Origin of the sequence: Micromonospora sp. NPDC048839 (genome assembly GCF_040649915.1) — a bacterium.
In the GTDB taxonomy this organism is placed as follows: domain Bacteria; phylum Actinomycetota; class Actinomycetes; order Mycobacteriales; family Micromonosporaceae; genus Micromonospora.
Genome location: NZ_JBEZGL010000015.1, coordinates 132762 through 159139, shown reverse-complemented (window position 1 = coordinate 159139; position 26378 = coordinate 132762). Strand labels below are relative to the sequence as shown.

At 71.4% G+C, this 26378-nt stretch carries 31 protein-coding genes and 1 riboswitch; of the genes, 22 read left to right on the top strand and 9 right to left on the bottom strand.

The window, feature by feature from the left end; translation table 11 throughout:
- The 3 genes from AB0C25_RS26010 to AB0C25_RS26000 form a co-directional block, all read right to left on the bottom strand.
- Positions 1-468, bottom strand: coding sequence for a hypothetical protein (locus AB0C25_RS26010; RefSeq protein ID WP_357376827.1), 468 nt, complete (start codon positions 466-468; stop codon positions 1-3).
- Positions 465-677, bottom strand: a complete 213-nt coding sequence (locus tag AB0C25_RS26005; protein ID WP_030327717.1) for a hypothetical protein — start codon at positions 675-677, stop codon at positions 465-467. Before AB0C25_RS26005 ends, AB0C25_RS26010 begins: the two co-directional genes overlap by 4 nt.
- 98 nt (positions 678-775) lie before the next feature.
- Positions 776-1657: a universal stress protein gene (locus AB0C25_RS26000; protein ID WP_357376826.1), complete on the bottom strand. Its 882-nt coding sequence runs from the start codon at positions 1655-1657 to the stop codon at positions 776-778.
- Positions 1658-1773: 116 nt separating this feature from the next.
- Here AB0C25_RS26000 and AB0C25_RS25995 point away from each other — a divergent pair, with 116 nt between their 5' ends.
- The 15 genes from AB0C25_RS25995 (at position 1774) to AB0C25_RS25925 (ending at position 13324) form a co-directional block, all read left to right on the top strand.
- Positions 1774-2520 carry an SAM-dependent methyltransferase gene (locus tag AB0C25_RS25995; RefSeq protein WP_357376825.1) on the top strand — a complete coding sequence of 249 codons (747 nt, stop codon included), beginning with the start codon at positions 1774-1776 and terminating at the stop codon, positions 2518-2520.
- 75 nt (positions 2521-2595) lie between these two features.
- A complete protein-coding gene (locus AB0C25_RS25990) occupies positions 2596-3774 on the top strand; it encodes a PP2C family protein-serine/threonine phosphatase (RefSeq protein ID WP_357376824.1) in 1179 nt (392 codons plus the stop codon).
- A 53-nt stretch (positions 3775-3827) separates the two neighbouring features.
- Entirely contained in the window at positions 3828-4292 is a 465-nt protein-coding gene (locus AB0C25_RS25985; protein WP_357376823.1) for a MarR family transcriptional regulator, read from the top strand.
- 286 nt (positions 4293-4578) lie between these two features.
- Entirely contained in the window at positions 4579-5208 is a 630-nt protein-coding gene (locus AB0C25_RS25980; RefSeq protein ID WP_357376822.1) for a CDP-alcohol phosphatidyltransferase family protein, read from the top strand.
- On the top strand, positions 5205-6149 hold the full coding sequence (locus AB0C25_RS25975) for a DUF881 domain-containing protein (protein ID WP_357376821.1): 945 nt from the start codon (positions 5205-5207) through the stop codon (positions 6147-6149). The genes AB0C25_RS25980 and AB0C25_RS25975 overlap by 4 nt, the downstream gene beginning before the upstream one ends.
- Complete coding sequence (locus AB0C25_RS25970) at positions 6146-6478, top strand: small basic family protein (protein WP_030327710.1); 333 nt, start codon at positions 6146-6148, stop codon at positions 6476-6478. The genes AB0C25_RS25975 and AB0C25_RS25970 overlap by 4 nt, the downstream gene beginning before the upstream one ends.
- A gap of 11 nt (positions 6479-6489) precedes the next feature.
- Positions 6490-7500: a DUF881 domain-containing protein gene (locus AB0C25_RS25965; RefSeq protein ID WP_357376820.1), complete on the top strand. Its 1011-nt coding sequence runs from the start codon at positions 6490-6492 to the stop codon at positions 7498-7500.
- A gap of 60 nt (positions 7501-7560) precedes the next feature.
- Positions 7561-7941, top strand: a complete 381-nt coding sequence (gcvH, locus tag AB0C25_RS25960) for a glycine cleavage system protein GcvH (RefSeq protein ID WP_355031815.1) — start codon at positions 7561-7563, stop codon at positions 7939-7941.
- A gap of 215 nt (positions 7942-8156) precedes the next feature.
- A complete protein-coding gene (locus AB0C25_RS25955; RefSeq protein ID WP_007071101.1) occupies positions 8157-8609 on the top strand; it encodes an FHA domain-containing protein in 453 nt (150 codons plus the stop codon).
- A gap of 50 nt (positions 8610-8659) precedes the next feature.
- Positions 8660-9361 carry a MerR family transcriptional regulator gene (locus AB0C25_RS25950; protein WP_357376846.1) on the top strand — a complete coding sequence of 234 codons (702 nt, stop codon included), beginning with the start codon at positions 8660-8662 and terminating at the stop codon, positions 9359-9361.
- A gap of 185 nt (positions 9362-9546) precedes the next feature.
- Complete coding sequence (locus tag AB0C25_RS25945) at positions 9547-10011, top strand: bifunctional nuclease family protein (protein WP_030327706.1); 465 nt, start codon at positions 9547-9549, stop codon at positions 10009-10011.
- 188 nt (positions 10012-10199) lie between these two features.
- A complete protein-coding gene (locus AB0C25_RS25940; protein ID WP_357249182.1) occupies positions 10200-10796 on the top strand; it encodes a MerR family transcriptional regulator in 597 nt (198 codons plus the stop codon).
- Positions 10797-11049: 253 nt separating this feature from the next.
- Complete coding sequence (locus AB0C25_RS25935) at positions 11050-11448, top strand: group 1 truncated hemoglobin (protein WP_357376819.1); 399 nt, start codon at positions 11050-11052, stop codon at positions 11446-11448.
- A gap of 2 nt (positions 11449-11450) precedes the next feature.
- Positions 11451-12632 carry a globin domain-containing protein gene (locus tag AB0C25_RS25930; protein WP_357376818.1) on the top strand — a complete coding sequence of 394 codons (1182 nt, stop codon included), beginning with the start codon at positions 11451-11453 and terminating at the stop codon, positions 12630-12632.
- Entirely contained in the window at positions 12629-13324 is a 696-nt protein-coding gene (locus AB0C25_RS25925) for a cell division protein DivIVA (protein WP_357249191.1), read from the top strand. Before AB0C25_RS25930 ends, AB0C25_RS25925 begins: the two co-directional genes overlap by 4 nt.
- A gap of 33 nt (positions 13325-13357) precedes the next feature.
- Here the strand turns inward: AB0C25_RS25925 and AB0C25_RS25920 are convergent, their stop codons facing one another.
- A complete protein-coding gene (locus tag AB0C25_RS25920; RefSeq protein WP_357376817.1) occupies positions 13358-13636 on the bottom strand; it encodes a DUF1905 domain-containing protein in 279 nt (92 codons plus the stop codon).
- A 32-nt stretch (positions 13637-13668) separates the two neighbouring features.
- The gene (locus AB0C25_RS25915; protein WP_357376816.1) at positions 13669-14325 is read right to left on the bottom strand and encodes an NAD(P)H-binding protein; all 657 of its coding nucleotides are present in this window, start codon (positions 14323-14325) and stop codon (positions 13669-13671) included.
- Positions 14326-14456: 131 nt separating this feature from the next.
- Here AB0C25_RS25915 and AB0C25_RS25910 point away from each other — a divergent pair, with 131 nt between their 5' ends.
- The 3 genes from AB0C25_RS25910 to gcvP all read left to right on the top strand — a co-directional run bounded on the left by AB0C25_RS25910 (position 14457) and on the right by gcvP (position 19676).
- Positions 14457-15515, top strand: coding sequence for a MerR family transcriptional regulator (locus tag AB0C25_RS25910; protein WP_357376845.1), 1059 nt, complete (start codon positions 14457-14459; stop codon positions 15513-15515).
- Between the two features lie 258 nt (positions 15516-15773).
- Complete coding sequence (locus tag AB0C25_RS25905) at positions 15774-16622, top strand: NAD-dependent protein deacetylase (protein ID WP_357376815.1); 849 nt, start codon at positions 15774-15776, stop codon at positions 16620-16622.
- 62 nt (positions 16623-16684) lie between these two features.
- Positions 16685-16783, top strand: a riboswitch (glycine riboswitch).
- Between the two features lie 70 nt (positions 16784-16853).
- On the top strand, positions 16854-19676 hold the full coding sequence (gene gcvP, locus AB0C25_RS25900; RefSeq protein ID WP_357376814.1) for an aminomethyl-transferring glycine dehydrogenase: 2823 nt from the start codon (positions 16854-16856) through the stop codon (positions 19674-19676).
- A gap of 148 nt (positions 19677-19824) precedes the next feature.
- Here the strand turns inward: gcvP and AB0C25_RS25895 are convergent, their stop codons facing one another.
- Positions 19825-20025 (bottom strand): DUF5999 family protein, encoded by a 201-nt coding sequence (locus AB0C25_RS25895; protein WP_137780771.1) that lies wholly within the window; start codon positions 20023-20025, stop codon positions 19825-19827.
- A gap of 123 nt (positions 20026-20148) precedes the next feature.
- On the opposite strand from AB0C25_RS25895, the gene AB0C25_RS25890 reads away from it, so the two are divergent.
- Together AB0C25_RS25890 and AB0C25_RS25885 are read left to right on the top strand one after the other, a co-directional pair.
- Entirely contained in the window at positions 20149-21417 is a 1269-nt protein-coding gene (locus AB0C25_RS25890) for a chorismate-binding protein (protein ID WP_357376813.1), read from the top strand.
- Positions 21418-21427: 10 nt separating this feature from the next.
- On the top strand, positions 21428-21937 hold the full coding sequence (locus tag AB0C25_RS25885) for a peptide deformylase (protein ID WP_357376812.1): 510 nt from the start codon (positions 21428-21430) through the stop codon (positions 21935-21937).
- Between the two features lie 5 nt (positions 21938-21942).
- Here the strand turns inward: AB0C25_RS25885 and AB0C25_RS25880 are convergent, their stop codons facing one another.
- Positions 21943-22725 (bottom strand): GNAT family N-acetyltransferase, encoded by a 783-nt coding sequence (locus AB0C25_RS25880; protein WP_357376811.1) that lies wholly within the window; start codon positions 22723-22725, stop codon positions 21943-21945.
- Positions 22725-23498, bottom strand: coding sequence for a TSUP family transporter (locus AB0C25_RS25875; protein WP_357376810.1), 774 nt, complete (start codon positions 23496-23498; stop codon positions 22725-22727). Before AB0C25_RS25875 ends, AB0C25_RS25880 begins: the two co-directional genes overlap by 1 nt.
- Before the next feature lie 184 nt (positions 23499-23682).
- Here AB0C25_RS25875 and AB0C25_RS25870 point away from each other — a divergent pair, with 184 nt between their 5' ends.
- Positions 23683-24462 (top strand): endonuclease/exonuclease/phosphatase family protein, encoded by a 780-nt coding sequence (locus AB0C25_RS25870; RefSeq protein ID WP_357376809.1) that lies wholly within the window; start codon positions 23683-23685, stop codon positions 24460-24462.
- Between the two features lie 61 nt (positions 24463-24523).
- The gene (locus AB0C25_RS25865; protein ID WP_357376808.1) at positions 24524-25324 is read left to right on the top strand and encodes an alpha/beta hydrolase; all 801 of its coding nucleotides are present in this window, start codon (positions 24524-24526) and stop codon (positions 25322-25324) included.
- A gap of 9 nt (positions 25325-25333) precedes the next feature.
- Here the strand turns inward: AB0C25_RS25865 and AB0C25_RS25860 are convergent, their stop codons facing one another.
- Positions 25334-26335, bottom strand: coding sequence for a tyrosine-type recombinase/integrase (locus tag AB0C25_RS25860; protein WP_357376807.1), 1002 nt, complete (start codon positions 26333-26335; stop codon positions 25334-25336).
- Positions 26336-26378 lie beyond the last annotated feature (43 nt).

Here is a 26378-nt window from a genome sequence, read left to right as displayed (position 1 = left end):
CTAGCCTGACGGCCGCCGCAACCTGTTCCAGGTCGCGGCGGCCGTCAGCCCGTACGCGAGGTGCGGGATGATGTCGGAGATCCAGTCGGAGCGCCGCCAGGTACGCGGGTCGCTGATCCCGAGCACGGTGATCGACCCGTCGGTCATCGTCATCACGCCCGCGCCGAGCAGACCGGTGGCCACCGGCAGCGGTTGCCGCCGACCACCGGCGTAGAGCGCGAACGCGACGCCCGCGGCGATGCCGAGCCCGTAGCCGATCAGGGGTCCCAGGCCCGAGCGGCGGTTCGCCGCCCGGCCGTCGGACCCCAGGCTGACGTGCGCGATCCCGGCCAGCCGGTCGACGGTCTCCTGTGGGACGTCGCTCTCCGGCCGTCCCCGCAGGGCCATGTCGAGGAAGCTGACCACGTTCAGCGCGGTGCTGCCGACGGCGCCAGCGATGGCACCGTCGGCAAGGTCGACCTTCCTCACTTCGGGTCGCCCGGTTCGCGCTCGCTCTTGGGGCCGTACGCGCGGTCGCCGCGGACCACGCCCCGCTGGCCACGGTCCTCCTGGAGGATCCGGTTGGCGACCTGGTTGGCCTTGCCGTCGGGCACCCGACGTCCGGAGTCGTCGATCGCGTTGCGCAACCGCGCCCGCTGCTTGTCGTAGGCGTTACTGCCCGGCCGTGGTCCTGGCATGTGGTGCCTCCTTCGTCGGTCTGGGCATCCGCTGTCGCCCTCGTCGCCGTCGGCGTACCGCGGCCGTCTACCCGTCTGGCGGCCGCTGAACCTCGGTCCTAGCGGGGGGCGTGGACCACGGCGACCGGGCACCGGGCGTGGTGCAGCATCGACTGGCTCACCGACCCCAGCAGCAACCCGGTCACCTCGCCGCGCCCCTGCCCGCCCACCACCGCCAGTTGCGCGGAGCGGGACGCCTCGGCCAGCACGGCGCCGGTGCGGCCGTGGACCGCCCGGCAGGTCAACCGCAGCTCCCGGTGGTGCTCGGTCAGGCCGGTCAGCCACTCGGCGAGCATCCGTTCCTGCTCGCCGCGCAGCGTCGCCTCGTCGTACACCAGGGGTTGCATGTCGCCGGGGCCGCTGCTGCCGGGGTGCTGGTAGGCGTGCACCGCCAGCAGCGGCACGCCGCGCGACACGGCGGTCTCGGCCGCGAAGTCGGCCGCCAGCCGGGAGGCCGGCGAGCCGTCCACCGCGACCAGCACCGGCTCGTCGGGTCGTTGCGCGCCGCGGGCCACCAGCACCGGGCAGTCGGCGTACGCGGCGACCTGTACCGCGACCGAGCCGACCAGCAGCGCCGAGAAACCACCCAGCCCACGGTCACCGAGCACGATGAGCGCGGCGGTGGGGGACTCACCCACCAGCACCGCGGCGGCCTCACCGTCGATGATCTCGCCGGAGATCGACAGCCCGGGTACGGTCGCCTCGGCCTCGGCCACCGCGGCCTGGACCAGGTCCTCGGCCCGGTGGCGCAGGCCACCGCCGGGCGGCGCGCCCGGGGCGGGGGCGGCGGGCACGTGCAGCAGCGGCCAGATGAACCCGTGCACGACCCGCAGTGGCCGGTGCCGGCGCGCTGCCTCGGTGGCGGCGAGGCGTACGGCGCGCAGGGCCGGCGGTGAGCCGTCCACGCCGACCACGACCGCCGCGCTGTTCGCCGAGTTCACCGCCCACCTCCCGCTCGGGGTCAGTATCGCGGGCTGGACCGCCCCCGCGCCGTGATACCGCTGAGCGCGTCGAGGTCGGTACGCTGGCGACGATCGGTCCGGAGGGAGGATTGTCGATGGGTGAACCGGACCAGCCGAGCACCGGCCGCATGATCGACTTTTGGCTCGGCGGGGAGCACCACTTCCCGGTCGACGTGGCCGCGGCGAGTGCGTTCGAGCAGGCGTACGGGCCGTGTGCGCCGGTGTTCCGGGAGTTGCGGGCGTTCCTGGGCCGGGCGGTGCGGGCCATGGTCGCCCAGGGTGTGGATGGTTTCCTGGTGTTCGGCGCCGGGGTGCCCACGATGGGCAACGTGCACGAGGTCGCCGAAGACGCGACGGTGCTCTACACCGACGTCGACCCGGTGACCATCCGGCTGGGGCAGAGCATCCTCGCCGGCAGTGGCCGGGCCGGGTACGGCTTCGGTGACGCCACCGACGTCGGCACGGTCGACCCGGCGCAGATGCACCGTTTCGTGCCGGGCTGGGGCCGCCGGCCGGTCGGGGTGGTCTTTCTCGGGCTCGCGGCGTTCCTCGACGATGCCACGCTGACCCACACGCTCGACGAGTTGTACGCCGCCGCGGCGCCGGGCAGCCTGCTCGTGGTTGACTTCGACACCGAGGAGCTGGCGGGTCACCCGCAGGCGCTGGCGATGATGGGGCCACAGTTCCGGATGCGCCCACCGGCGGCGTTCGCGCCGCTGCTGGGCCGTTGGACGCCGACGGCGGACGGGATCGTGCCGGTCGCGCGGTGGCGGCCGGTGGGTCCGCCCGCGCAGGTGCCCGACGCGTTCCACGGCGTGCTCGCGACCCGTGGTGACGACTGACTGACCGCAGCCGTTCGCTGTGCGGGGGCGTCCGTATGATGCTTGCCCTGTAGCAAGCTTCTGGAGAGGACGACAATGGTGGACCCGCCGGACGTGGTGTCGCGCGCGCTGCGCGAGGCCCCGCCCGACCAGTTGGCCGAGGCGGCGGACCAGGCGATCCGCTCGACGCTGGGCGCGCTGCGCACCGACGTCTTCGTCGCCGACTATCGGATCAGCGGACTCTGGCCGGTGCTGGACCCGGACCTGGCGGCGGCCGGGTTCCTCTCCCGCCACACCGTGGCGCAGCGGTGCTTCAGCAGCCAGCAACCGGTACGCGACGCCGCCGGCGACGGCCCCTGTCGGCTCTACCTGCCGTTGACGCTGTGGGGGGAGCGGCTGGGTGTGCTGTTGATCGAACTGCCGGCCGTACCGAATCCGACGGTCACCGGCCACGCGACCGACATCGCCGCCGCCCTGGCGGTGGCGATGCGCGCGGCGGACCGGGGGACCGACAGGTACCGGCGGGCCCGTCGCCGTGAGCGACTGACGATGGCCGCCGAGATGCAGTGGGATCTGCTGCCCGGTCGCAGCGTGGCGCACCACGCGTTCGCGTTGGCCGGGCAACTGGAGCCGGCGTACACCGTGGGCGGGGACCACTTCGACTGGTCGCTGGACGGCGACCGTCTCACCGTGACGGTGCTCAACGGCGAGGGCAGTGGGCTGGCCGCGTCGATGCTGACCGCCGTCACGGTCAACGCGATGCGCAACGCCCGGCGCTCCGGTGGCGGCCTGGTGGAGCAGGCCGAGCTCGCCTCGGACACGGTCTTCTATCAGCACCGGGGCCGCCGGTACGTGGCGACCCTGCTGCTCGACGTCGACACCCGCACCGGCCGGGTCTGTGCGGTCGACGCGGGCTCCCCGCACCTGCTGCGGATGCGTGGGGCCACGGTGGAGCCGATGAAGCTGGATCAGCAGTTGCCGCTGGGGATGTTCGCGGAGACCCGCTACGAGGTGCAGGAGTTGCACCTCGAGCCGGGTGACCGGCTCTTCGTGGTCAGTGACGGTGTGTGGGCCGCCGAGCCGCCGGGTCAGGAGCCGTACGGGGATCGGGCGATGGCTCGCTCGCTGCGCGCCACGCGGTTGCAGCCGGCGGCCGAGGCGGTTGGTACGGTGATGCGCGAACTGCACGCCTACCACGCGGACTCCGATCTGCGCGACGACGCCGTCGTGGTGTGTCTGGACTGGCACGGTCCGCGTGAGCGGGGCAGCGGGTGAGGGTCGCCGCCTCGTCTGGTGGGCACCAGCGCGACGACGGCAGGGGACAGCGGGTGGAGCGTCCTGAAGATCTCGCCGCGGCGATCGCCGCGGCTGCCGGGACGTTGATCGCCGTGCTCGACTCGTCCGCGTCGGGGCATCAGGTGCCGCCCACGCAGTTGCGGGTGTTGACGTTGATCAGCAGCCGCTCGGAGACCAATGTCAACGGGTTGGCGGAGCTGCTCGACGTGGTGCCGTCGTCGGCGAGCCGCCTCTGTGACCGGTTGGAGGCGACCGGGCTGTTGCGGCGGGTGGCCGATCCCCGCGACCGGCGTGAGGTGCGGTTGGTGCCCACGCCCGCGGCGCTGGCGTTGCTGGGGGACCTGGCCGAGCGGCGCCGGCGTGCGGTGCAGTCGGTGCTGGATCGGATGCCGGGCAGGACGCAGCACGATCTGTGGCTGGCGTTGGTCGCGTTCGGCCGGGCGGCGACCCACTCGGTGCCCGAGCAGCAGACCGATCCGGCGGCACAGACGGCCTGAACCCCCGCTTCCACTAGTATCCTAGGACGCTCTACACGTGGTGATCCACACCACAGTGCGACACAGTCGCACCGAACGCGCGGTGACGGCGCCGGGCAAGCGGAGACAGGCCCGATATAGTGACAGCGCACTTACCCGGCCCGTGATCTTCGAGATCGCGGGCCGGATCAGGGAACAGGCCCCACCCGGGGCCGCAGGGGGAGCCGGCGCGGGCCGGCCCGACAGCGCGTACGACCCTCCGCCGCGCCCGACGTCGGCCGAGGGTCCTTGCCGTGGAGGAGGATCGGTGTCGCGTCCGGCTCGGGCAGAGCAACCGCGGGACACCGGTGACGAGGCCCCCGGCAACCAGGTGCTCACCCTGCCCAACCTGATCAGCTTCGTACGGCTGCTGGGCGTGCCCCTCTTCCTCTACCTGTTCCTGGTCGAGCAAGCCGACGTGGCGGCGATCGTCGTCCTGGCCATCGGCGGCACCACGGACTGGGTCGACGGCTGGATCGCCCGCCGCCTGCACCAGGTGAGTCGACTCGGGGAGTTGCTCGACCCGTTCGCCGACCGGCTCTACATCCTCGCCACCCTCGTCGCCTTCACCGTGCGGGAGGTGGTGCCGTGGCAGTTCACCGCGGCGCTGCTGGCCCGCGAGCTGCTGCTGCTCGGCTCGCTGGCGGTGCTGCGCCGCTACGGGTACGGGCCGCCGCCGGTGCACTACGTGGGTAAGACCGCCACGTTCCTGCTGCTGGCGGCGTTCCCGGTGCTGCTGTTGGCCAGCGAGTGGAGCGCGGCGGCCACGGCGACGGCCGCGATCGGTTGGGCGTTGGCGTGGTGGGGGCTGGTGCTCTACTGGGTGGCCGGCGGGATGTACGTGGTGCAGGCGGCGCGGCTGGTGCGCGCGGCGCGCGGCCCGGGAGCGGCGGCATGAGCGCGCCGCAGCCGGGCAAACCCCGCCCGGACCGGGTGTACGCCCCGGATTTCCTCACCGAGTTGTTCCGCAACCCGCTCGATCCGGGTTACGCGGATGCGGCGGCGGCCCGTCGGCGCTCGGCGTCCACCGGGTCGGCCCGGGGGTGGCGGGCGTGGCCGGCGCGGTCGGTCAGTCTGGTCGTGGTGGTGCTGCTCGGTTTCCTGTTCGCGGTCGCGTACCGGCAGACGATGGCGGACGAGCCGGGGCGGGCCCAGGCTCGTGCCGGTCTGGTGGCGCAGATCAAGGAGCGCGAGGGCACGACCGACCGGTTGTCCACGCGCGCGGACCAGCTGCGCGAGGAGGTCAGTCGGCAGCGGGACGCGGCGTTGAGCGGCACGGCGGCGGCACGGCTGCGGGACCTGGAGGCGAGCACCGGGCTGGGGCGGGTGCGCGGCGACGGCGTGGTGGTGCGGTTGGCGGACGGGCCGGGTAACGCCGACGCGGTGACGGGGGCTGGTGCGGGGCCGTCGCGGGTGTTGTACAGCGACCTGCAGGGTGTGGCGAACGCGTTGTGGAGTGCCGGTGCGGAGGCGATCGCCATCAACGGGCAGCGGTTGACCTCGACGTCGACGATCCGTACGGCGGGTGATGCGATCCTTGTGGATTTCCGGCCGGTGATGGGGCCGTACGAGGTGTCGGCGGTCGGGCCGGGTTCGATGCGGCGCAGGTTCGAGGACAGCCGCAACGCGGACGTGATGCGGGAGGTCGCGCAGAAGACCGGGTTGTCGTTCGGTGTGCGGGAGGCCGATGACCTCACCCTGCCGGCGGCTCCGGAGCCGCAGCTACGCTACGCGAAGCCGTCGGCCAGTCCGAGCCCTTCCGCGTCGGGTGTCCGGTCCGGCAGTCCTGGGTCGTCCGGTCCGACGACGACCGTTAGCCCCTCCGGAGGTGGCCGATGATCGCGGTGCTGGCGTTGCTTGCCGGTGTGGTGCTGGGTGTGTGGCTTGATCCCACGGTGCCGGCGGCGTTGCAGCCGTACCTGCCGATCGCGGTGGTGGCCGCGTTGGACGCGGTGTTCGGTGGGGTGCGGGCCCGGTTGGACCGCATCTTCGACGACAAGCAGTTCGTGGTGTCGTTCATTTCGAACGTGCTGGTGGCTGGTCTGATCGTGTATCTGGGTGACCAGCTCGGGGTGGGCGGGCAGTTGTCCACGGGCGTGGTCGTCGTGTTGGGTGTCCGCATCTTCGGCAACGTGGCGGCGATCCGTCGGCACCTGTTCCGGGCGTAGGTTTGACAGCGATGAGTGATGAGCAGAGCGACACGGGGACCGGGTGGCCGCAGCCGGGTGGGCCGACGCGGCCGGGTGGGCCGGCGGGTGAGCCGGATCCTCGTCCGGACGCGCCTGATCCGGATGAGCTGAGCCCGTTGGCCCCGCAGGAGCCGGCCCGGCCGCAGGAGCGGCCGGACGAGGAGCCCGGGGTGGAGCGGGTCGACGACGGCGCGACGGTGGACCTGAACGCGGTGTCGCGGTCGGAGGAGCCGGTGGCGGCGTCGGACGGGTTGGGTGAGCCGGCCGGGGAGTCGGTGGCGGTGCCGCCGGTGGCGGCGGGTCGGTTCCGGTGGAGTACGGCCGGTGTGATGATCGTGGCGTTGTTGGTGTTGCTGGGTTTCACGTTGGTCGTGCAGTTGAAGACGACGTCGACGGATCCGACGTTGGGGGCGACGCGCCAGGAGGACCTGGTGCGGATTCTGTCGGATCTGGATGCGCGGGAGAGTCGGCTTCAGCAGGATATTCGTGCTCTGGAGGACAGTCAGCGGCAGTTGCGCTCGGGTGAGCAGGGTCGTCAGGCGGCGTTGGACGAGGCGACGCGGCGGGCGAACGAGTTGGGCATTCTGGCGGGTACGTTGCCGGCGGTGGGGCCGGGGTTGACGGTGCAGTTCGATGCGGGTGTCAAGCCGATCACGGCGACCCGGGTGTTGGACGCGGTGCAGGAGTTGCGGGGTGCGGGCGCGGAGGCGATGCAGATCGCCGGTGGTGACCGGGTGACGGTGCGGATCATCGCGTCGACGTACTTTCTCGATGGGGACAACGGGTCGTTGGTGGTGGAGGGGCGTCGGTTGACGGGGCCGTACACGATCACGGTGATCGGTGATCCGGCGACGATGCGTACGGCGTTGAACATTCCTGGTGGGGTGGTGGCGTCGGTCCGGGGTGTCGGCGGTAACGTGACGTTTGGGGAGCGTGAGGTTGCCGAGGTTTCGGCGCTGCACGCTCCGATCAAGTTGGAACACGCCCGTCCGGTCTCCTGACCGGCGCGGCCGCGCCGGGCCCGGGTGGTCCGGGGCACCGATGGATGAAGGACGCGTCTGGTGATTCCTGAGGATCTGCGATACACCGCCGAGCATGAGTGGGTGGCGGGTGACGGCACGGGTTCGATCCGGGTCGGTATCACGCACTTCGCGCAGGACGCGCTGGGTGACATCGTGTACGTGCAGTTGCCCGAGGCGGGCGCGGTGGTAGCGGCCGGTGATTCGTTGGGTGAGATCGAGTCGACCAAGAGTGTGTCGGAGATCTACGCGCCGGTCGCCGGTACGGTGGTGGCGCCCAACGAGGCGTTGGGTGACACACCGGAGCTGATCAACACTGATCCGTACGGTGCGGGTTGGTTGGTGGAGATCACGCCGAACGATCCGACGGCGACGGATGGGTTGCTGACGGCGGCGGCTTATCAGAAGATCACCGAAGGCTGAGTGTGCGTGATCCGGTGCGTGGGTTGTGTGCGCGCGTCCGGTTGCCCTGCATTTCGGCGCTGGCTAGGCTCGCCCAGTCGACCGAGAACCCAAATAGTTGAGCGTTGTGGAATTGCCTTCCCGGGCACGGGGAGCCAGCCGCCGGGTGTTCACGTGCCCGGCGGCCAGACCCGCCATTACCCGACGCCGACCGAACAGATCCGTGAGGTGGTCCCATGACGCGGCCAGACGACGAGTTCCCCCCGCTCGACGTCACTTCGACGCTCAATCTCGGTTCGCTCGACGAAGTGCTGGAAGGGCCGGACACCGATGTGGTGCCGAGCCGGATGTCCGGCTCGTTGCCGCCGGGTATGGCGCTGCTGGTGGTTCGTCGAGGTCCGAATGCGGGTGCCCGGTTCCTGTTGGACCACGATGTGACGACCAGTGGCCGGCATCCGGACAGTGACATCTTCCTCGATGACGTGACGGTGTCGCGTCGGCACGCGGAGTTCCACCGTGATGGTGGGACGTTCACGGTGCGGGACGTGGGTAGCCTGAATGGCACGTACGTGAATCGTGAGCGGGTTGAGGCGGCCACGTTGAGCAATGGTGACGAGGTTCAGATCGGTAAGTTCCGGGTGGTGTTCATCGCCGGTCCGCGCCCGGAGGAGGAGGCCGGCCGGGGGTGAACGAGCCTGCGGCCTCCATGTCACCCGGGGCGGCTCGGTCTGAGCCGCTGATGAGCATCGGTGAGGTGCTTGGGCAGTTGCGGGTGGATTTCCCGGACACCACGATTTCGAAGCTGCGGTTTCTTGAGGCTGAGGGTTTGGTCGAGCCGCAGCGGACGGCGGCGGGTTACCGGAAGTACAGCTGGGACGATGTGGCGCGGTTGCGGTTCGTGTTGACCGCGCAGCGGGACAAGTACCTGCCGTTGCGGGTGATCCGTGAGCAGTTGGCCCAGTGGGATTCGTCTGGTGAGCAGCCGGGGCGGTCGCGGCCGGCGTTGGTGGCGGTTGGTCCTGATGGTGCGGTGCCGGGTCGTGAGTCGGTGGAGCCGGCCGAGTCGTCGCAGGTGCGGCTCGGCCGGGCGGAGCTGGTGGCCCGGAGTGGGATCGACGAGTCGACGCTTGGGGAGTTGGAGCGGCTCGGTGTGTTGGTGTCGGATCCGCCGGGGTGGTATGACGGGGATGCGTTGATCATCGCTTCGGCGGTGGCGGGGTTGGCGTCGTACGGGTTGGAGCCGCGGCATCTGCGGGGTTACCGGACGGCGGCGGATCGCGAGGTTGGTTTGTTCGCTCAGTTGGTGGCGCCGTTGGCGCGGCAGAGTGATCCGGCGGCGCGGGCTCGGGCGGCGGAGACGGCGCGTGAGTTGGTCGCGTTGTCGGAGCAGTTGCACGCGGCGTTGGTGCGGGTGGGTTTGCGGTCGACGTTGGGTCGCTGAGGGGTCCCGGTGGGTGGTGGCTGAGCGGAAAGATCTCTTCCGGGAAGCGTGCCGTAGGCTTGCCGGGGTAACCCCTTTCCGGCGCGGGCGTGGTGCGGTAGCGCACGGGACGACCGTGTCGCGGTCCGTGTACCGTGCAGGGAAGGGCGCGGTGCGGCGTAGGTGACAACGACACGGAGGCGGCGGTGCGCGAGCTGAGCGTGGTCGGAGTTCGGGTGGAGTTGCCTAGCAACCAGCCGATCGTCCTGCTCAGGGAGGTCGAGGGTGACCGCTATCTGCCGATCTGGATCGGCGCGGTCGAGGCCACGGCTATCGCTTATGAGCAGCAGGGGGTGAAGCCGGCCCGACCGTTGACGCATGATCTTCTGCGGGATGTGTTGGCGGCGTTGAAGGCGCCCTTGCAGGCGGTGGAGATCACCGAGCTCAAGGAGAATGTGTTCTACGCGGATCTGTTGATCGGCGATGGGGTGCGGGTGTCGGCGCGTCCGAGCGATTCGATCGCGTTGGCGTTGCGGGTTGGTGCGCCGATTCGTTGTGCTGAGCAGGTCCTCAGCGAGGCGGGGATCGTCATTCCTGATGAGCAGGAGGACGAGGTGGAGAAGTTCCGGGAGTTCTTGGAGCAGGTGCGTCCGGAGGACTTCGCGGGCTGAGGTGGGCCGTGGGCTCGCTCCCCGGGTGGGTGCTCCCCGGTGCGGTTGGTGATCTTTCTCGGTGGCGGCGCGGCGTGTCGTGTCGGTTCCTCCGTGGTAACCCCTGAGGGTGGCGATAGGGTTGCCGTGTCGAGGGGTGCGCGTCCCGGAAACGACGCGTCGCCACACTGACGGGGGAGGTTGTCCGGATGCACGAGCCGCGGGATCCCGATCCAGGCACGGAGTTCGACGAGTCGGGTGCCTCGTCGCCAGGTGTGGCGGCTGAGGGTGACGGTTCGGTCGGCTACCGGGGTGTGACGGCCTGCCACGCGGTGGGCATCAGTTACCGGCAGTTGGATTACTGGGCGCGGACGGCGCTGGTGGTGCCGAGTGTGCGGGACGCCTCTGGTTCGGGTACGCAGCGGTTGTATTCGTTTCGGGACCTGGTGGTGTTGAAGGTCGTGAAGCGGTTGTTGGATGCGGGGGTGTCCCTGCAGAACATCCGTAAGGCGATTGAGGCGTTGCGGTCGCGTGGTGTGGAGGATCTGGCCGGGATCACGTTGATCTCCGATGGGACGACGGTGTATGAGTGTCGGTCTCCGGAGGAGGTGGTCGACCTGTTGCAGGGTGGCCAGGGTGTCTTCGGGATCGCGATCGGTGGGGCGTTCAAGGAGATCCAGGGGTCGTTGTCGCATCTGCCGGCGGAGCCGGCGACGAGCGCTCCGGTGGAGCCTGCGGTGGCGTCTGGTTCGGATCCGGTGGGTGACGAGTTGGCGGCGCGGCGGGCGCGGCGGCGGGCTGGCTGAGCGCGGGCGCCTGGTTTTTTCGGTTGGTTTTTTCGCGACCGTCGGTGACGGCTGGTGGCGTCGGTGGGTGAGTTCTCTCCACTGTGGACACCCTGGGTGGTGTTGTCGTTGCCGACTGTGGAGATACCCGCCGGTAGTGGTGACGCTGCGTTTCGGGCAATTGTCGGGAACGCGATAGGGGGGCAATGACCCCAGACGATTGACACGCTATGGTCCGTCACGGTTATCGACCCTTCCCCCCGGAGGAACGACCGTGACGGTTACCGAAGAGGCTCTCCCCAAGTCGCACTACGACCGTATTGGCGGTGCCAGCTCGGTCAGGGCGGCTGTGGAGCTGTTCTATGACAAGGTGTTGGCCGACCCGACGTCGGCGAGCTATTTCGCCAACGTGGACATGGTGGGTCAGCGGCGGCACCTGACGTTGATGTTGACCACTGTGTTGGGTGGTCCGGACGAGTACACCGGTCGTGGGTTGGCCGAGGCGCACCAGCCGTTGAACATCCCGGTGGAGCACTACGCGAGGGTGGGCGAGTACCTGCTGGCGACGCTGGCCGAGTTGGATGTGCCGGCGGACACTCTGGACCACGTGCGGGTGGTGCTGGGCCAGGTGCAGGACCAGGTGGTGGCCTCCGGAGACCGGTCGGGCGCCTGAGCGTGGACGCTGCCCAACTCAAGCAGAGCTGGTCGGTGGTCGCCGAGCATGGCGATCAGGTGCCGCTCTATTTTTATTCGACGTTGTTCCTCGCTCATCCTGAGACGCGGCAGATGTTCCCGACGAACATGGCCGGTCAGCGGGATCGCCTGGTGACCGCGTTGGGGCACATTGTGTCCAACGTGGATCAGGTGGACCGGTTGGTGGGTTTCCTGCAGGACCTGGGTGCGGACCACCGCAAGTTCGCGGTCCGCGCGGAGCACTACCCGGCTGTCGGTGAGGCGCTGTTGGCGACGTTGCAGCATTTTCTCGCCGAGCAGTGGACCGACGAGTTGGCCGCGGACTGGGCTGCCGCGTACGGGTTGGTGGCGCAGGTGATGGTGGAGGCCGCTCAGGCCGCCGAGGCGGTGAACCCGCCGTGGTGGGTGGCGGAGATCGTGGCGCATGAGCGGCGGGCGTTCGACGTGGCGGTGTTGACGGTGCGTCCGCAGTATCTGCTGCCGTTCACTCCGGGTCAGTCGGTCGGGGTGTCGCATCCGTCGGTGCGTTCGTGGCGGTACTACTCGCCGGCGAACGCGCCGCGGGCGGATGGCACCCTGGAGTTGCATGTGCGGGCCGCGCCGGGTGGTGCGGTGTCGTCGCGGCTGGTCTACGGGTCGGCGGTGGGGGATCGGGTCCACCTGGCGGCGCCGGTCGGGGAGCGGCTGGGGTTGTGGTCGGCGGGCTCCAGTGATCTGTTGCTGCTGGTCGCGGGGACCGGTTGGGCGCCGGTGAAGGCGCTCGTGGAGCAGGTGGCGGCGGAGGGTTCGCGTCGGCGGGTGGATCTGTACGTGGGGGCCCGTTCCCGCAGTGAGCTGTACGACAGTGAGGCGATCGACAAGTTGGCGTCGTCGTATCCGTGGTTGACGGTGACCTATGTGGTGGGTGCCGACGTGAGCCGGCCCGGGGAGTTCGCGCACGCGGTGGATCGGGCGTTGGCCGACGGTGAGTGGCGTTCCCGGCACGTGTTCGTGTGTGGGTCGGACGAGATGGTGTCGTACGCGGTGCGGGCGTTGCTGCAGGCGGGTTTCCACGCGGGGCAGGTGCACCACGAGGGCCTGGGTGAGCAGTGGTACGGCCCGGCGTGGCGTACGGCGGTGCAGCAGTCGCCGGTCGGTGACGTTTCGGGAGGTGGGCACAGGTGAGCGCGACCCCGATCAGCCGGTACGACGGGATGCAGGTGTCCGGCGCGGTGCAGGTGCGGATGACCGCCGATCGGGTGCGGCGGTGGCAGTTCGGGGCGGCGTCGTTCGCGCGGCGTGGTTACGACAACGCCGACGTGGACCGGTTCCGGATGCAGATCGCCGACGAGTTGGACGTGTTGGCGACGCAGATCGCGACGTTGCGGGCGGAGAACGAGCGGCTGACCGACCGGGTGGAGCTGCACCGGCATGGGGTGATCCCGAGCACGGGGGCGGCGGGGAAGGCCCCGGCGGCGCGGGAGGTGAATCTGCTGTCCGCGGCGCAGCGGGAGGCGGAGCAGATCATCGCGCAGGCGCATGACTACGCGCGGCGGGTCGCCGAGTACGCCCGGGTGCAGTACGAGAGTTACCTGCACGCGGCGGAGGCGGAGGCGAAGCAGGAGGCGGAGCGGGCGGTGGCGGAGTATCGCAGCGCGGCCGGGTCGAGCTTCGACGACACGGTGGCCACCCGGGAGGCGTTGCGGATCTTTGGGGAGATGATGGTGTCGCACATGCAGGCGGCGGCGCGGCATCTCGATGATGGCAGTGAGCAGTTGGCGCGGACGATGGATCGGATCGCGGCGGAGACGCCGGGGGCGCCGTTCGTCGGCGGTGTGGTGGGTCAGTCGGCGTTGCCGCGTCACCACCAGCGGTGAGCGCACCGGGTGGGGTGCGACCCCACCCGGTGCTCAGCTGAGGCGTTGTGCGAGGTGGAAGGTCACCTCGGTGCCGGCGTCGCTCTTGCCGATGGCCTTGCAGAGGGCGGCGCGGATGGGCAGCCAGTGCGGGCCGGTGCCGGAGGGCATCAGGGTGGCGCTGAACGGGTGGCCGTCGATGGTGCCGGTGACCTTGACGGCGCGGCGGGTGCCGAGCAGGTGCGCGGAGTCGGGGACGGTCACGTAGGTGGCGAACGCGCCGTCTTTCTCGATGGGCGCGGTGAACCGGTGGTCGAGTGGTTGCGGGTCCATTGCTGTCCTCCGGGGGGTGACGCGGCGGGCGTTCAGGTGGTGGCGGCGCGGATGGCGTCGGCGATCGGGGTGGGTCCGCTGACGAGTTCCAGGGTCGCGCCGGCGGTGGCTGGTGCGTCGAGCAGGGCGACGAGGACGTGGGCGACGTCGGCGCGGCTGATCGCGCCCCGCCCGGCGTGTGGGGTGAGGGTGACCCGTGCGGTGGGGTGCTCGTCGGTGAGCCGGCCGGGTCGCAGCACCGTCCAGGCCAGGTCGCGGCCCCGCAGGTCGTCCTCGGCGGCGCGTTTGGCGCGCAGGTACGCCGCCCACACGTCGTCGGTGTCGGCGGAGGGTGGCTCGTCGACCCCCATGGAGGAGACGAGCAGGTAGCGGCGGACACCGGCGCGGGTGGCGGCGTCGGCGAGGAGCGCGGCGGCGGCCCGGTCGACGGTGTCCTTGCGGGCGGCGCCGCTGCCGGGTCCGGCGCCCGCGGCGAAGATCACCGCGTCGGCGTGTTGCAGGTGCGCGGCGACGTCGGTGACGTCGGCGTGTTCCAGGTCGCAGACGACGGGGGTGGCGCCGGCGGCGCGCAGCGTCGCGGCCTGCTGGGGGTTGCGGATCAGGCCGACGGCGGTGTCGCCGCGCCCGGTGAGGTGACGCTGGACGAGGAGGGCGATCCTGCCGTGGCCTCCGGCGATGACGACGTGCATGGGTCCAACCTACCGGCGACACCGGGAGGCGACGGGGTGGTGTCCTGGCCGGCGGCCTTGACCTTGACCTTTGGGTAACCCCCAGGGTGGTGCGTGCCGGTCGCGGTGACCGGTACGAGGAGGATGCCGCCGTGGAGTTGTTGACCATCGGGGCGTTCGCGCGGGCGGCGAGGCTGACGCCGAAGGCGCTGCGCCTGTACGACCAGGTGGGGCTGTTGGTGCCGGCCGCGGTCGATCCCGAGTCCGGGTACCGGCTCTACGACCCGGAGCAGGTGCCGTTGGCGCGCCTGATCGCGCAGTTGCGCCGCATCGGGATGCCGTTGGCGCAGATCCACGCCGTGTCTGGTTTGGCGCCGGCGGCGGCGGCTGAGGCGGTCGCCGCGTACTGGCAGCAGGTCAGCGCCGACACGGCGGCGCGGGCGCGGCTGGCCTCCGTCCTCGTGGACCACCTGTCTGAAGGAGGCACCACCATGACACCCACACTTGCCGTCCGTCACGCCGCTGGTTGTGTGGCCGGGGCCGTGCGCGACAGCAACGAGGACGCCGCGTACGCCGGTGGGCGGTTGCTGGCCGTCGCCGACGGGATGCGAGGACCGGGCGGCGCCGTCGCCAGCGCTGCCGCCATCGACGCGCTGCGACCGTTGGCGCTGGCCGACGTCGCGGCGGACGACCTGCTGACGGTGCTCGCTGGTGCGGTCACCGACGCCGAGCGCACGGTGCGCGCGTTGGCGACCGACGAGTACCAGCCGGTCACCACGCTGACCGCGGTGCTGTTCGGTGGCTCCCACCTGGCTTTGGTGCACGTGGGGGACACCCGGGCGTATCTCCTGCGCGGCGGTGAGTTGTCGCTGCTCACCCAGGATCACACCTGGGTGCGGGCTCAGGTGGAGCAGGGCCGCCTCGACCCGGATCAGGCCGCCGCGCATCCGCAGCGGGCCGTGCTGGTGCGCGCCCTCGGTGGCGGCCAGCAGGTCGAGGCGGACCTCGCGTTGCGTACCGCGCTGCCCGGTGATCGTTACCTGTTGTGCTCCGACGGTCTGTCCGCCGTCGTCGGCCGTGCCGACCTGTGCGCGACGCTGGGCGCGGCGACCGGTCCCGGGCAGACGGTGCGGGCACTGATCGGTCTGGCTGAGGCCGCGGGGGCGCCGGACAACGTCGCCTGCGTCGTCGCCGACGCCGTCGCCGGGTAGGACCGCGACAGCGGTCGCCGGGTAGAAGCGCGACAGCCGCCGACGGTCGGGCCTGGAGACGCCGAGCCGTCGGCGCGGCGTTGCCGGCCCGGCCGCCAGTGCCGAGCGGCCCGCGCCGAGCGGCCAGTGCCCAGCGGCCAGTGCCCAGCGGCCCGCGCCGAGCACGACGCCCACCCGAGGGCCGAACCCCGACCGCCCGGCGAGCCGCGGGTGGCCGGGGGTTCGGCATCGGCGGGTGGGGTGAGGCAGCATGAAGGGGTGACGGAGAGCTTCGAGGCGGTGCGCGCGCTGGTGGCCGATGGTGGGGTGGTGGTGCTCAGCGGCGCGGGCCTGTCCACCGAGTCGGGCATCCCGGATTACCGGGGGCCCAGCGGGGTGGCGCGGCGGCACACCCCGATGACGTTCCAGGCGTTCACCCGGGATCCTCTGGCCCGGCGACGCTACTGGGCGCGTAGCCACCTGGGGTGGCGGTTGATCGCGGGTGCGGCGCCCAACGCCGGGCACCGGGCGGTCGCCGGGCTGCAACGGGCCGGGCTGGTCGATACGGTGATCACCCAGAACGTCGACGGTCTGCACGGTGCGGCCGGCAGCACGTCGGTGATCGAGTTGCATGGTCGCCTGGACGAGGTGATCTGCCTGGACTGCGGCAACCTGACCTCCCGGGAGGAGTTGGACCGGCGGCTGCGCGAGGCCAACCCGGACTTCGTGGCGCGGGTCGCCGCGGTCAACCCGGACGGTGACGTTGATCTCCCCGACGAGCAGGTGGCGGCGTTCCGGACGGTGGACTGCGGCATCTGCGGCACCGGGATGCTGAAACCGGACGTGGTGTTCTTCGGGGAGACGGTGCCGCCGCAGCGGGTGGCGCGCTGCTTCGCGGCGGTGGAGCGGGCCCGGTCGTTGCTGGTGCTGGGGTCGTCGTTGACGGTGATGTCCGGGCGACGTTTCGTGATTCGGGCGGCGAAACGGGGCATCCCGGTGGCGATCGTGAACCAGGGCCCGACCCGGGGCGACGGGCACGCCAGCGTGTGCGTCGACGCCCCGTTGGGCGCGTTGCTGCCGGAGTTGGCCGCCCGGGTCGCCGGCACTGCGGCGACGGTCGGGGTCTGAGCACCGCCGGGGGGAGGACATCTGCCGGAAATACCGGCGCTGGTAGCGTTGTCCGTGCCGGTAACACCCACGTGGGAGAGACCGCCCGACAGCACGCAGGGCGGCGCCGAAGGGGCAAATCCTCCCCGGAACCTCTCAGGCAAAAGGACCTCGTGGGCAGGCACTGTGGAGCACCCCCGGGTGCGACAGAGGGGGAGGCCGACACGTCGACCTCGCCCCGGGAGTGCCCCTATGACCGTAGAGCAGTTCGCCACCCGTCACATCGGTCCCGGCCCCGACGACGAGCGTCGGATGTTGGAGGTCGTCGGGCACGGTTCGATCGACGAGCTGATGGACGCCGCGATCCCCGAGGTGATCCGCTGGCACGGCACCCTCGACCTGCCCGACCCGGCCACCGAGGCCGAGGCGATCGCTGAGTTGCGGGCCCTCGCGGCCCGTAACACCGTCGCCGTGTCCATGATCGGGTTGGGGTACCACGGCACGCACACCCCGGCGGTGATCCGCCGCAACGTGCTGGAGGACCCGGCCTGGTACACGGCGTACACGCCGTACCAGCCGGAGATCAGTCAGGGTCGCCTGGAGGCGCTGCTGAACTTCCAGACCATGGTCACCGACCTCACCGGCCTGGCCACCGCGAACGCGTCCATGCTCGACGAGGGCACCGCCGCGGCGGAGGCGATGACCCTGGCGCGGCGGGCGTCCAAGAGCAAGAGCCGGGTGTACGTCGTGGACGCCGACGCGTTGCCGCAGACCATCGCGGTCATCACCAGCCGGGCCGAGCCGCTGGGCATCGAGGTGCGGGTCGTCGACGTGGAGCGCGACGAGGTGCCGGCGGAGTTCTTCGGTCTGCACCTGCAGTACCCGGGGGCGTCCGGGGCGGTCCGTGACCACAGCGGTCTCGTCGAGGCCGCGCACGCCGTCGGCGCGCTCGTCACCGTGGCGGCGGACCTGTTGGCGTTGACGCTGCTGCGGGCGCCGGGGGAGATCGGGGCGGACATCGCCGCCGGCACCACGCAGCGTTTCGGCGTACCCATGGGCTTCGGTGGGCCGCACGCCGGTTACCTGGCGGTGCGCGCGGGCCTGGAGCGGATGCTGCCCGGGCGTCTGGTTGGGGTGTCGCGCGACGCGGACGGCAACCCGGCGTACCGGTTGGCGTTGCAGACCCGTGAGCAGCACATCCGGCGGGAGAAGGCGACGAGCAACATCTGCACCGCGCAGGTGCTCCTCGCGGTGATGGCCGGCATGTACGCCGTGTACCACGGCCCGGACGGGTTGCGGGACATCGCGGCGCGTACCCATGCCATGGCGGTGCGGCTCGCGGCCGGGTTGCGCGCCGGTGGCGTGGACGTCGCGGACGTCGCGTTCTTCGACACCGTCACCGCGACCGTGCCGGGCGGCGCGGCGCGGGTCGTCGCGGCGGCCGCGCGGCGTGGGGTGAACCTGCGGCTGGTCGACGCCGACCGGGTGGGGGTGTCCTGCGACGAGACGACCACCGACGCGCACCTGCGGGAGGTGTGGGAGGCGTTCGGGGTGCCCCACTTCGACGGCGACGCCGACGTGGCCCTGCCGGTCGAGTTTCGTCGCACGAGTGACTTCCTCACCCACCCGGTGTTCCGCAGCCACCACTCGGAGACGGCGATGCTGCGCTACCTGCGGCGGCTGTCGGACTTCGACTACGCCCTGGACCGGGGCATGATCCCGCTCGGGTCGTGCACGATGAAGCTGAACGCCACCACCGAGATGGAGCCGGTCAGCTGGGCGGAGTTCGCGAACATCCACCCGTTCGCGCCGGACGCGCAGACCGTCGGGTACCGGGAGATGATCGGTCAGCTGGAGTCGTGGCTGGCCGAGGTGACCGGCTACGACGCGGTGAGCGTGCAACCCAACGCCGGGTCGCAGGGTGAGCTGGCCGGGTTGCTGGCGATCCGCTCGTACCACGCGTCGCGGGGTGAGTCGCACCGCGACGTGTGTCTGATCCCGTCGTCGGCGCACGGCACGAACGCGGCGTCGGCGGTGATGGCCGGCATGCGGGTCGTCGTGGTGGCCTGCGACGACGACGGCAACGTCGACCTCGTCGACCTGGACGCGAAGATCGACAAGCACCGCGACGCGCTCGCCGGGATCATGGTGACGTACCCGTCGACGCACGGCGTGTACGAGACGGGCATCGCGTCGCTGTGCGCGAAGGTCCACGACGCCGGCGGTCAGGTGTACGTCGACGGGGCGAACCTCAACGCCCTGGTCGGGTTCGCGAAGCCCGGTAAGTTCGGGGCGGACGTGTCGCACCTGAACCTGCACAAGACGTTCTGCATCCCGCACGGCGGCGGCGGCCCCGGTGTCGGTCCGGTGGCGGTGCGCGCGCACCTGGCGCCGTTCCTGCCCGGTGACCCGCTGGGCGCGCACGAGGACTCCACGCCGGCGATCTCGGCGGCGAAGTACGGGTCGGCGGGCATCCTGCCGATCCCGTGGGCGTACCTGCGGATGATGGGCGCGCAGGGGCTGACCCGGGCCACCGGCGTCGCGGTCCTCGCGGCGAACTACGTGGCGGCCCGGCTGCGGGGGCACTTCCCGGTGCTGTACGCCGGCAACAAGGGCCTGGTGGCCCACGAGTGCATCCTCGACCTGCGGCCGTTGACGAAGGCGACAGGCGTGAGCGTGGACGACGTCGCGAAGCGGCTGATCGACTACGGCTTCCACGCGCCCACCATGTCGTTCCCGGTGGCGGGGACGCTGATGGTGGAGCCGACCGAGAGTGAGGACCTGGCCGAGCTGGACCGGTTCTGCGACGCGATGATCGCGATCCGGGCGGAGATCGAGCAGGTCGCGTCGGGGCAGTGGCCGGCCGGGGACAACCCCCTGGCCAACGCGCCGCACACCGCGGCGATGGTCAGCGGCGACGACTGGGCGCACGCGTACCCGCGGTCGGTGGGCGCGTACCCGGCCGGGGTGGACCGGGCCGGGAAGTACTGGCCGCCGGTGCGGCGCATCGACGGCGCGTACGGCGACCGGAACCTGGTCTGCTCGTGCCCGTCGCCGGAGGCGTTCGAGGACTGACAACGTCGCAGCCGGTCGAGACTGACAACGGCGCGCCGGGGCGGGCGGTACGGCCTGCCCCGGCAGCCGCTACGGCCTGGCCGAGGACGTCCCGTACCGGGGGACTAGCCTGGCCGACGGCGGCTAAACGGTTACGCTGGGTGGTCGATCAGGCCGCGAGGGCGTGGCGGGCGGGACCGCGGTGCGGTGCGATGCTGCTGCCGTCAGGAAGCAACTCGCCGGTGTCCTCGAAGACGATCACACCGTTGCAGAGCAGGCTCCAGCCCTGCTCACGGAAGCAGGCGAGGACCCGTGCGGCTTCCCGGTCGGTGGCTTCAGCGGAGGGGCAGGTCGGTTGGTGCTGGCACATCAGGGTCTCCGGACTGTGGGGGCACTGTGTCATGGTTCACATGACCAGTGACGCACAGTACCAAGCGAAAGTGTCCAGCATCGACCAGGTGCCGGCCCGGCGCACACGAAATCCACTGAACGGATGAGGAAGGTCGGACCATACGGCGTGGAAACGCTCCCACGGGTGGATGCCGCGTCCCGCGGCCCGGCTGGGTATGCCGCGTCCCGCGGCCCGGCTAAGAGGGTCGATGTACCCGCGGCACCCACCGCCTGCCGCCACGCGCTCACCGAACGCGCCCGCCTGCAATGGCACCGCCGCGACGGCGGCGACCCCGCCGCCCTCGCCGAGGAGTTCCTCGCCGCGCACGGCCTGCCCCTGCACGACCTGACCCGACCCACCCCCACCCACCGCCACACCGGCCCCTGCGGCGCCGCGCTCTACCTGTCCGCCGCCGCCGGCGCGCACCTGGCCGGCGCACCCACCACCGCCCCCGAACCCGCGCCCACCCTGCCCGACCTCACCGTCGTCGTCTACGACCACGGCCCCACCCGAACCACCCCACCAGCCGCACCCACCCCCTGGTGGCTCGGCCCGTGGACCGACAGCTGGACCCCCCACCAACACGCCGACGCCGTCGACGCGGTCCGCGCCGCCATCGGCCGCGGCGACGTCTACCAGACCAACCTCGTCGGACACGCCGCCGCCCGCTACACCGGCGACCCCCTACCCGCCCTGAGCCGCCTCGGCGCGCTCCCCGGCGCCCGCTACGGCGGCGTCCTCACCGGCGACGGCTGGGCCATCGGCTGCGCCTCCCCGGAAACCCTCATCGAGGTCACCGACGGACACCTGATCACCCGACCCATCAAAGGCACCCGCCCGGCCACCCCCGCCGGCCGCGCCGAACTGCTCGCCAGCGCCAAGGAACGCGCCGAACACATCATGATCGTCGACCTGGAACGCAACGACCTCGCCCGCATCGCCCGCACCGGCACCGTCACCGTCGACGACCTGTTCGCCGTACGCCGCTGGTGCGACCTGTGGCAGGCCGAGTCGACAGTGCGCGCCACCGCCGCCGACGGCCTCGGCCTCGCCGACCTGCTCCGCGCCACCTGCCCCGGCGGCTCCGTCACCGGCGCACCCAAACACGCCGCCCTCACCCAGATCAACGCCCTCGAACCCGTCGGCCGCGGCGCCAGCATGGGCGCACTCGGCTGGGTCGCCCCCGGCCACGTCGACCTCGGCCTGACCATCCGCACCGCCGCCGCCGACACCGAACTGCTGCACACCTGGGCCGGCGGCGGCATCACCTGGGACAGCGACCCGCACGCCGAGGTCGCCGAAGCCGCCGCGAAAACCGCCCCGATCCGCGCCACCCTGGCCGGACACCGAACCCACCCGGACCGGCGATAAACTACCCGCCATGACCATGCGGCCCATCCGGATCATCGGCGACCCCGTCCTGCGCACCGGATGCGAACCGGTCACCACCTTCGACGCCGAGCTGCGGGCCCTCGTCACCGACCTGATGGACACCCTCCTCGGCGCCCCCGGCCGCGCCGGCGTCGCCGCACCACAGATCGGCGTCAGCGCCCAGGTGTTCGTCTACGACGCCGACGGGCACCGCGGCCACCTCATCAACCCCACCCTGGAACTCTCCGACGACCTCCAGGACGACGACGAGGGCTGCCTGTCCATCCCCGGCCTGTACTTCCCGACCGTACGGGCCCTGCACGCCACCGCCCACGGCGTCGACCAACACGGCGAACCACTCACCATCGCCGGCAGCGGATTCCTCGCCCGCGCCCTGCAACACGAAACCGACCACCTGCGCGGCACCCTGTACGTCGACACCCTGCGCGGCGACACCCGCCGCCGTGCCCTGCGCGAGATCCGCGCCGGCCGCTTCGACTCACCCAGCCGCCGCGCCTGACACCGTCACCGCCCAGCCGTCCGAGCCGTCAACGACCACTCGTCGTAGTCCGCGACCCGGGCGAAACCCACCCGCTCGTACAGGCGCACCGCCGCCACATTGTCGGCCCTCACGTTGAGCGTCACGTGCGCGACGTTCTCCCGCAGACGCGCACACAACGCCGCCACCACCGACGCGCCCAACCCCCGCCCCCGCCACCGCGGATGCGTCGTGACGTTACCCAACGCCGCCACCCGGTACGTCGGCGAGAACACGTGCACCCCGGCCACCGCCACCAGCGCCCCACCGTCGTAGATCCCCAGGTACTGCCCGGTCCGCAACATCCGCTCGTCAAACCAGTTGCCGGGATACGCCAACGCGTACAACTCCCGCACCTGCGGCAGGTCAGCCGCGCCGAGCACCACCCCCGCCGCGACCACCGCGTCCAACCTCGCCGGGTCGGTCAACGCCATCCGGTGATGCCGGCCACCGGACTCCCACCGAAACGACCCGGCCAACGCACCGACCAGCCCGGGCGACAGGTGCGCGTACAGCCGGGCCGGCAGCACCGGCGCCACCTCCGCCAGCAACACCGCAAGCGCCTCCACGTCCCCCGGCGCGGCGAACGCCAACAACGTCGGCACGTCCACGCCGTGATACAGCAACGCGACCTGCTCACCCCGCCGGAACCACGACGTGTACGGCCAGAAGAAATCGTCCAGATCACCCAACTGGTAGGCGTGCAACACCGGGTCACGCCCCAACAACCGCGCCAACACCACACGGTCGTGCTCGGCCCGCACCCCCATCAGCGCGCCACCCACTGGTCATGGCCGAGCTTCGCGACCAACGCCACCACCACCACCAGCAACACCACCCGCACGAACCCCGACCCGCGCCGCAACGCCATCCGCGCCCCCAGCACCGCACCGGCGATGTTGCACACCGCCATCCCGGCCCCCAGCAACCACCACACGTGCCCGGTCACCGCGAACACCACCAGCGCACCCAGATTCGTACCCGCGTTGACGACCTTCGCCATCGCCGACCCGTGCACGAAGTCCGCGCCGACCAGCGCGGTGAACGCCAACACCAGGAACGTGCCGGTCCCCGGACCGATCAACCCGTCGTACAGGGCGATACCCACCCCGGCCACCGCGACCACCGCCACCACCCGCACCGGAGTCCGCCGCTGCGGCAGCGCCACCACCCCCAACCGGGGACGCACCAGCACGAACACCGCCACCGCCACCAGCACCACCAGCACCACCGGCCGGTACGCCGACGCCGGCACCGCCCCGGCCAACGCCGCGCCCACGCCCGCACTCACCACCGCCAGCCCCGCCGCCGGCGCCACCACCCGCCAGTCCACCGCGGTCCGCCGCGCGTACGTCGCCGCCGCCGTGGCCGTACCGAAGATCGCCGCCAACTTGTTCGTCCCCAACGCGGTGGCCACCGGCAACCCCGGCGCGGCGACCAGCAACGCCGGCAGCAGCAACAACCCACCACCACCGACCACGGCGTCAACCCACCCGGCCATCGCGGCGGCGGCCAGCAGAGTACTCAGGGATACGGCGTCCACGGGCGCCAATTCTGCCCACCGGGGCAGGGCCGACCGGCACCGCAGTGGCAAGCCTCACCTGGTCAGCGACCCCGGGAACGCCGCAACCACACCCCCAACGCGCCAATCGCCACGAACACCAGCACGGAACACACCAACAGCTTCAGCACCCGGCCACCATGCCACGGCCACGTATGGTGCAGAAGTGCGCCTGGCCACCTTCAACCTGCTGCACGGACGATCCCTGACCGACGGGCTCGTCAACTCCGACCGCCTCACCGCCGCCATCGGCGCCCTCGACGCCGACGTGCTCGCCCTGCAGGAGGTCGACCGCGACCAACACCGCAGCGGCAAACTCGACCTCACCACCATCGCCGCCCACGCCCTCGACGCACCGCAGCACCGCTTCGCCGCCGCCGTCGTCGGCACCCCCGGCGAACACTTCCGCCCCCTGCGCCACGAGGACGACGGACACGGCGAACCCTGCTACGGCATCGGCCTGATCAGCCGCCACCCCGTCCGCAGCTGGCACATCACCCGCCTCAAACCCGCCCCCGTACGCTCCCCGGTCTACGTGCCCGGCCCCCGCGGCGGCCTCATCCTCCTCCACGACGAACCCCGCGTCGTCCTCGCCGCCGTCCTGGACACCCCCCACGGCCCCCTCACCGTCGCCGCGACCCACCTGTCCTTCGTCCCCGGCTGGAACGCCCGCCAACTACGCCAGACCGTGCGCGCCCTGCGCGCGCTACCCGGCCCCCGCGTCCTGCTCGGCGACCTCAACCTGCCCGCCGGCGCCGCCCGGCTCATCTCCGGCTGGCACCCCCTCGGCCGCCGCCCCACCTACCCCTCCGGGCAACCCCGCGTCCAACTCGACCACGTCCTCGCCGACCGGCACGCCCTCGACCAACTCCCACCGGTACGCGCCGTCACCACACCGCCGTCCACCATCTCCGACCACCGCCCCCTGCTCGTCGACCTCGGCTGAACCCGCCAACCACCCGCCCGACATGCGTAGGTTGGAAACCACCGCCGCCACGGAGCTGACCATGAGCGACACACCCGACACCATCGTGCTCATCCACGGGTTCTGGGTCACCCCCCGCAGCTGGGAACACTGGGTCACCCACTACCAGGACAAGGGCCTACGGGTACTCACGCCCACCTACCCCGGGCTGGAGGCCGAGGTCGAGGCGATCAACGCCGACCCGAGCCCCCTGGAGACACTCACCGCGCCGCAGATCATCGCCCACCTGTGCGCGGTGCTCGACGCACTGCCCACGCCACCGATCATCATCGGCCACTCCGCCGGCGGAGCGTTCACCCAGGTGCTCCTCGACCGCGGCTACGGCGCCTCGGCGGTCGTGCTCAACTCCGCACCCACCGAAGGCGTCACGGTGACCCCCCTCTCGCAGCTGCGCTCCACCTTCCCGGTGCTACGCAACCCCGCCAACCGGCACCGGGCCGTCGGCTTCACCTTCGACCAGTGGAACTACGCGTTCACCAACACCTTCGACGAGCGCACCGCCCGCGCCCTCTACGAGCGCTACGCCATCCCCGCCGCCGGCGGCATCCTCTGGGACGGCGTCCTGGCCAACCTGCTGCCCGGCCCCCAGGACATCGCCGTCGACTACGACAACCAACGACGCGCCCCGCTGCTGTTCATCTCCGGCTCCGAAGACCACATCATGCCGCCCAGCGTGCAACACGCCAACGCCGCGCACTACCAGGGCGACACCATCACCGAGGTCGAACTCTTCGAGGGATACGCCCACCTGCTACCCGCCCAGCACGGCTGGCAGCAGATCGCCGACCACGCCCTCGACTGGGCACTACGACACGCCCGCTGACCGGCGCGCTCAATCCCGGTCCACCGCCACCAGCGACGCCAACACCCGGTTGGTGCGGTTGGCCCGCACCGCCTCGCGCTGCTGCCCGGCCGTCACCTCGATGTACGTCTGCGACGACGCCAACGACGCATGCCCCAACAACCGCATGATCTCCGCAGCGCTCGCCCCGTCCTCCGCCAACCGGGTCGCGAACGTGTGCCGCAGCGCGTGCAACCGCGCCCCCCGCGGCACCCGATCCCCGATACCCGCCCGCCGATAACACGACTCCACCAGATACTGCAGCCCACCACGACGCAGCGGCTCACCGTGACGATCCACGAGCAACGCCGAGTCGGGGCGCACCGACCGCCCCCCGAAACGCCGCCGCCGACTGTCCAGATAGTCGGCCACCACCCGGTCCAGATCGGCCTCGATCGGCACCACCCGCGGCCGCCCACCCTTGCCCGACACCTCGATACGCCGCTCACCCGGCCGACCCGCCAGCGACCCGACCCGCAGCGCCAGCAACTCCGACAGGCGCAACCCGGCGCACAACGCCACCGCCAGCACCGCCACGTCGCGCTCCGGCCACGGGTCGCGCTGCCGACCGTCGTCGCGGGCGACCGACGCGAGCAGCACCTCGGGGGTGTCCGTGCCCCGCAGCGGCTTGGGCTGGGGGAGTAGCGCCCGGGGTCGCCCGACCGCCGGCATCGGGTTGCCCGCCAGCAGCCCCTCGGCCACCAGGAACGTGAAGAAACTGTTCCAGGTGGACCAGGCGCGGTGCACCGACGCGGCCGCCCGCGGAGCGGCGAACCGCGCGAAGGCCGCCCGCATCACCCGGGGGGAGAGGTCGGTGATCGACAGGTCGGTCAGGGGGAGGGGAGCGGTGGTGTCCTCGGCGATCAGCTCGCCCACCGAGTGCAGGTCCCGCCGGTACGCCGCCAGGGTGTGGGGGGAGGGCTTGCGGGTGGCCCGCGCGGTCAGGAACTCCTCGATCAGCACCCCGAGCGATTCGTCCTTTTTGTCATGCATAAGGGATATTATGCAGCATTTTCGTGTTACCGGGAAGAGGGGA

Bases quoted from the DNA above. Each gene is read 5' to 3' on its own strand.
- AB0C25_RS26005 (WP_030327717.1), bottom strand. From the start codon at position 677: ATGCCAGGACCACGGCCGGGCAGTAACGCCTACGACAAGCAGCGGGCG.
- AB0C25_RS25995 (WP_357376825.1), top strand. From the start codon at position 1,774: ATGGGTGAACCGGACCAGCCGAGCACCGGCCGCATGATCGACTTTTGG.
- AB0C25_RS25990 (WP_357376824.1), top strand. From the start codon at position 2,596: ATGGTGGACCCGCCGGACGTGGTGTCGCGCGCGCTGCGCGAGGCCCCG.
- AB0C25_RS25975 (WP_357376821.1), top strand. From the start codon at position 5,205: ATGAGCGCGCCGCAGCCGGGCAAACCCCGCCCGGACCGGGTGTACGCC.
- AB0C25_RS25970 (WP_030327710.1), top strand. From the start codon at position 6,146: ATGATCGCGGTGCTGGCGTTGCTTGCCGGTGTGGTGCTGGGTGTGTGG.
- AB0C25_RS25965 (WP_357376820.1), top strand. From the start codon at position 6,490: ATGAGTGATGAGCAGAGCGACACGGGGACCGGGTGGCCGCAGCCGGGT.
- AB0C25_RS25955 (WP_007071101.1), top strand. From the start codon at position 8,157: ATGACGCGGCCAGACGACGAGTTCCCCCCGCTCGACGTCACTTCGACG.
- AB0C25_RS25950 (WP_357376846.1), top strand. From the start codon at position 8,660: ATGAGCATCGGTGAGGTGCTTGGGCAGTTGCGGGTGGATTTCCCGGAC.
- AB0C25_RS25940 (WP_357249182.1), top strand. From the start codon at position 10,200: ATGCACGAGCCGCGGGATCCCGATCCAGGCACGGAGTTCGACGAGTCG.
- AB0C25_RS25920 (WP_357376817.1), bottom strand. From the start codon at position 13,636: ATGGACCCGCAACCACTCGACCACCGGTTCACCGCGCCCATCGAGAAA.
- AB0C25_RS25915 (WP_357376816.1), bottom strand. From the start codon at position 14,325: ATGCACGTCGTCATCGCCGGAGGCCACGGCAGGATCGCCCTCCTCGTC.
- gcvP (WP_357376814.1), top strand. From the start codon at position 16,854: ATGACCGTAGAGCAGTTCGCCACCCGTCACATCGGTCCCGGCCCCGAC.
- AB0C25_RS25895 (WP_137780771.1), bottom strand. From the start codon at position 20,025: ATGTGCCAGCACCAACCGACCTGCCCCTCCGCTGAAGCCACCGACCGG.
- AB0C25_RS25890 (WP_357376813.1), top strand. From the start codon at position 20,149: ATGAGGAAGGTCGGACCATACGGCGTGGAAACGCTCCCACGGGTGGAT.
- AB0C25_RS25885 (WP_357376812.1), top strand. From the start codon at position 21,428: ATGACCATGCGGCCCATCCGGATCATCGGCGACCCCGTCCTGCGCACC.
- AB0C25_RS25880 (WP_357376811.1), bottom strand. From the start codon at position 22,725: ATGGGGGTGCGGGCCGAGCACGACCGTGTGGTGTTGGCGCGGTTGTTG.
- AB0C25_RS25865 (WP_357376808.1), top strand. From the start codon at position 24,524: ATGAGCGACACACCCGACACCATCGTGCTCATCCACGGGTTCTGGGTC.
- AB0C25_RS25860 (WP_357376807.1), bottom strand. From the start codon at position 26,335: ATGCATGACAAAAAGGACGAATCGCTCGGGGTGCTGATCGAGGAGTTC.